Below are 2,596 nucleotides of genomic sequence, written 5' to 3'. Positions count from 1 at the left end.
ATGTGGGGGACATTCCACGTTTTCCGCGTCGTAGCTAACGCATTAAGTGCCCCGCCTGGGGAGTACGGCCGCAAGGCTAAAACTCAAAGGAATTGACGGGGGCCCGCACAAGCGGCGGAGCATGCTGATTAATTCGATGCAACGCGAAGAACCTTACCAAGGCTTGACATGCACCGGGCGACTGCAGAGATGTGGTTTTCTTCGGACTGGTGCACAGGTGGTGCATGGTTGTCGTCAGCTCGTGTCGTGAGATGTTGGGTTAAGTCCCGCAACGAGCGCAACCCTCGTTCTATGTTGCCAGCACGTCATGGTGGGGACTCATAGGAGACTGCCGGGGTCAACTCGGAGGAAGGTGGGGACGACGTCAAATCATCATGCCCCTTATGTCTTGGGCTTCAAGCATGCTACAATGGTCGGTACAATGGGTTGCGAAACTGTGAGGTGGAGCGAATCCCAAAAAGCCGGCCTCAGTTCGGATTGGGGTCTGCAACTCGACCCCATGAAGTCGGAGTCGCTAGTAATCGCAGATCAGCAACGCTGCGGTGAATACGTTCCCGGGCCTTGTACACACCGCCCGTCAAGTCACGAAAGTCGGTAACACCCGAAGCCAGTGGCCCATCCTCGTGAGGGAGCTGTCTAAGGTGGGATCGGTGATTGGGACTAAGTCGTAACAAGGTAGCCGTACCGGAAGGTGCGGCTGGATCACCTCCTTTCTAAGGAGCATCACCAATTATGGTGGCCATTTTCCTGCCCGAGTGTGGTGGGGGTGGTTGCTCAAGGGTGGAACATCAACGAATAGGCACTTCATCAGCTGGTCATGGCTGTCTAGTACCGCTCTCTTTGTGGGGGTGTGGAACGATGGTGGACTGGGTGGTTCGAGGTGGAGACACGCTATTGGGTTATGAGGCTGCACGCAGCTCCATGGCCCTTGAATGCTTCCCTGTGGGGGAGTTGTTTGAGGGTTTTGTGGGGTGTGTGGCTGGTCCTCCCTGATTCTTCCTGGCGCGAATGCGTGGGTGGGGTTGGTGTGGGGTTGTAACTTGAGAACTGCATAGTGGACGCGAGCATCATTGTAAGCAATTTTAAAGATTTTGTGTCTTTGTGTGTTGCCGTAAGTTTTAAAGGGCACACGGTGGATGCCTTGGCAAGAGGAGCCGACGAAGGACGTGGGAGTCTGCGTTAAGCCTCGGGGAGTTGACAACCAAACTGTGATCCGAGGATGTCCGAATGGGGAAACCCACCACGAGTCATGTCGTGGTACCCGCCGCTGAATGTATAGGCGGTGTGGAGGGAACGCGGGGAAGTGAAACATCTCAGTACCCGCAGGAAGAGAAAACAAAAGTGATTCCGTGAGTAGTGGCGAGCGAAATCGGATGAGGCTAAACCTGGTCTGTGTGATACCCGGCAGGGGTTGCAGGTTGGGGGTTGTGGGACGTATCAGGGCTGTCTGCCGACGGTCCAGCGTGGACGTGTATTGATAGTCGAAGTCGTGTTGAGTGCGACGGCGTAGAGGGTGTGACCCCCGTAGACGAAATTGATATGCGGCGCGATGCTGTTCCCAAGTAACACCGGACCCGTGAAATCTGGTGTGAATCTGCCAGGACCACCTGGTAAGCCTAAATACTACCTCTTGACCGATAGCGGACAAGTACCGTGAGGGAAAGGTGAAAAGCACCCCGGGAGGGGAGTGAAATAGTACCTGAAACCGTGTGCTTACAATCCGTCGGAGCCTTTAGGGGTGACGGCGTGCCTTTTGAAGAATGAGCCTGCGAGTTAGTGGTCGGTGGCGAGGTTAACCCGTGTGGGGTAGCCGTAGCGAAAGCGAGTCTGAACGGGGCGTTCAGTCGCCGGCTCTAGACCCGAAGCGAAGTGATCTATCCATGGGCAGTGTGAAGCGCGGGTAAGACCGCGTGGAGGCGCGAACCCACTTCAGTTGAAAATGGAGGGGATGACCTGTGGATAGGGGTGAAAGGCCAATCAAACTTCGTGATAGCTGGTTCTCCCCGAAATGCATTTAGGTGCAGCGTTGCGTGTTCCGTACCGGAGGTAGAGCACTGGATAGGCGATGGGCCCCACCGGGTTACTGACCTTAGCCAAACTCCGAATGCCGGTACGCTAGAGCGCAGCAGTGAGACTGTGGGGGATAAGCTTCATAGTCGAGAGGGAAACAGCCCAGAACATCAGCTAAGGCCCCTAAGCGTGTGCTAAGTGGAAAAGGATGTGAAGTTGCTGAGACAACCAGGAGGTTGGCTTAGAAGCAGCCACCCTTGAAAGAGTGCGTAATAGCTCACTGGTCAAGTGATTTTGCGCCGACAATTTAGCGGGGCTCAAGCACACCGCCGAAGCTGTGTCATTCAGTCCTTGTGGCTGGATGGGTAGGGGAGCGTCGTGCAGCCAGCGAAGCCGCGGGGGAACCCAGTGGTGGAGGCTGTACGAGTGAGAATGCAGGCATGAGTAGCGAAAGACGGGTGAGAAACCCGTCCGCCGATTGATCAAGGGTTCCAGGGCCAGGTTTATCCGCCCTGGGTTAGTCGGGACCTAAGGCGAGGCCGACAGGCGTAGTCGATGGACATCGGGTTGATATTCCCGAACCGAT

Annotated in this window: 2 rRNA genes; both read left to right on the top strand. The window is 55.7% G+C overall.

The window, feature by feature from the left end:
* Positions 1–713 (top strand): 16S ribosomal RNA (locus tag ABD893_RS17050); the annotation flags it as partial.
* A gap of 396 nt (positions 714–1,109) precedes the next feature.
* A 23S ribosomal RNA gene (locus ABD893_RS17045) occupies positions 1,110–2,596 on the top strand; the annotation flags it as partial.

Source organism: Brachybacterium paraconglomeratum (assembly GCF_039541415.1).
GTDB lineage: Bacteria > Actinomycetota > Actinomycetes > Actinomycetales > Dermabacteraceae > Brachybacterium > Brachybacterium paraconglomeratum_A.
Note: the sequence above shows the minus strand (reverse complement) of the source record. Positions and strands in the feature narration are given on the sequence as shown.